Origin of the sequence: Curtobacterium sp. B8, assembly GCF_000333315.1 — a bacterium.
In the GTDB taxonomy this organism is placed as follows: domain Bacteria; phylum Actinomycetota; class Actinomycetes; order Actinomycetales; family Microbacteriaceae; genus Curtobacterium; species Curtobacterium luteum.
In genome coordinates this window covers 1-2031 of record NZ_BACW01000147.1, presented here as the reverse complement: position 1 = coordinate 2031, position 2031 = coordinate 1, and the positions used below count along the sequence as shown (strand labels likewise).

General features: G+C 73.9%; 3 protein-coding genes. 2 read left to right on the top strand and 1 reads right to left on the bottom strand.

Going from position 1 to position 2031, the window contains the following annotated elements; genetic code table 11:
• Nucleotides 1–31 precede the first annotated feature (31 nt).
• Nucleotides 32–787, top strand: coding sequence for an SDR family oxidoreductase (locus I59_RS19100; RefSeq protein ID WP_049976522.1), 756 nt, complete (start codon nucleotides 32–34; stop codon nucleotides 785–787).
• A 133-nt stretch (nucleotides 788–920) separates the two neighbouring features.
• A complete protein-coding gene (locus I59_RS03680) occupies nucleotides 921–1727 on the top strand; it encodes a DUF1684 domain-containing protein (RefSeq protein WP_022902714.1) in 807 nt (268 codons plus the stop codon).
• 15 nt (nucleotides 1728–1742) lie between these two features.
• Here the strand turns inward: I59_RS03680 and I59_RS03675 are convergent.
• The coding region (locus I59_RS03675) for a histidine phosphatase family protein (protein ID WP_022902713.1) at nucleotides 1743–2031 on the bottom strand (289 nt) is incomplete at its 5' end.

The window sequence follows — 2031 nt, the reverse complement described above, 5'->3', positions numbered from 1 at the left end:
GATCCCGACCGACGTGTCCCACTAGCACGCCGTGCGCGACCTCGTCGGGACGACGACGTCGCGGTTCGGCCGCATCGACGTGTTCGTCGGCAACGCCGCCCTGTTCGTCTACGGGCTGTTCGAGCAGACCCCGACGGAGTCGTTCAAGCGCGTGGTCGACACGAACCTCTACGGGCACCTCAACGCGATCACGGCCCTCCTGCCGCACTGGAAGCAGCGGGGGAGCGGCACCTACGTGCTGGTCGGGTCCATCCAGTCGCTGCTCAGCGCGCCGTACCAGTCGGCGTACGTGACGAGCAAGCACGCCGCGCTCGGGCTCGTCGACGTCCTCGGCGACGAGTACGCGGGGACGGGCATCCGGTTCACGTCGCTGCTGCCCTCGACGATCGACACCCCGATCTACCAGAACGGTGCGAAATACACCGGCAAGGCGTCGCACCCGCTGCCGCCCACGGTCTCGGTCGGGCGGGCCGGGCGCGCGGTCGTCCGCGCAGCGCTGCACCCCAAGCGTTACCGCTACGTCGGACGGGTGCAGGCGTCGCTCGTGCCGCTGCAGTACGTCTTCCCGGGGCTCTTCCACCGGATCACGAAGCCGATGGTGGAGACGTTCGCGCTCCGCGGGCGGCAGGAGCCCACGGACGGCAACCTGCACGTCCCGGCCGACGCCGGGAACGCGACGGACGGCGGCTGGGTGGCGAAGCGCCGGAGGGTGACCCGGCCGCTGGCGTGGGCCGGGGCCGCCGCTGTCATCGGAGCCGTGGTGCTCCGAGGCCGCGCCCGGCGCTGATCGCGCCGGGCGCTCGTCGGATCGCGCCGGGCGCTCGTCGGATCACACCGCAGCCGCGGCTGCACGGGCGGTCCCGGAGACCCTGTGTGACGCCCGGGTCGCACGCGCCCGCCGCCCGTCGTACGGTCGAGCCATGACGACCTCGACGACCGCCGCCGACCGCACCGCCTCCTGGACGGCCTGGCACGCTGCGCACGAGGCCGCGCGCGCCGACGAGCACGGCTTCCTCGCGATCACGAGCATCCGGTGGCTCGGGGCCGAGCCGGAGCGCTTCGACGACGCTCCGGGCACCTGGTCGACGTCGGCGGACGGTCCGATGGTCGTGCTCGACGACGGTCAGTCGATCGTGGTGGACGGTGTCGAGGTGACCGGCACGCACCGGTTCGGGCCGCTGCCGGAACGCTCGGGCACGAACGTCGTGTGGCAGGACGGCGACGAGACCGTCGTGATCGAGGTCGCGCGGCGCGGCGGCAGCGACGTCGTCCGCCCGCGGCACCCGGGCAACCCGACACGGACCGGCTACACGGGCACCCCGGCGTACGAGCCGACGCCCGACTTCGTGGTCGAGGCGCACTTCGAGCCGTTCGACGAGCCGCGCTCGGTCACGGTCGGGTCCGTCGTCGACGGGCTGCAGCACGTGTACGAGGCGCCGGGCGTCCTCACCTTCGACCTCGACGGGCCGCGCTCGCTCCTGGCGTTCAACGGGTACGGCGGCGGTCTGCTCGTGCTGTTCCGTGACCGCACCTCCGGCGTGACGACGTACGCCGCGAACCGGAGCCTCGACGTGCCGGCGCCCGACGCGGACGGGCGGACGACCATCGACTTCAACCGGGCGACCAACCTGCCGTGCGCGTACACGCCCCACGCGACCTGCCCGCTGCCGCCGGCCGAGAACCACCTCGACGTCGCGGTCGAGGCAGGGGAGCGCCTGCCCGCGTAGCCCGCCGTCACGCCGTCACGCCGGGAGCGGGAGCCGCTTCCAGCCGCTCAGCAGCCGCCACGACACCGGGTCGAGCGTCAGCACGCTGCCCATCCCCGGCTGCTCGTGGGTCCTGGCGACCGGCTCGCCGGTGAGCGAGGCGAGCAGCAGCGCCCCCACCGCGCCGTGCGACACGAGCACGACGCCGCCTCCGGCCCCGGGACCGGCACCGGGACCGGCGAGCGCCCGCACCGCCTCGACGATCCGCTCCTGGGCGTCGACGGCGCGCTCCCAGCCCCGGACGGACTCGGTCGGCCGGTCGAAG

Excerpts from the sequence above, each read along its gene's own strand:
- I59_RS03680 (WP_022902714.1), top strand. The coding sequence starts at position 921 with ATGACGACCTCGACGACCGCCGCCGACCGCACCGCCTCCTGGACGGCC.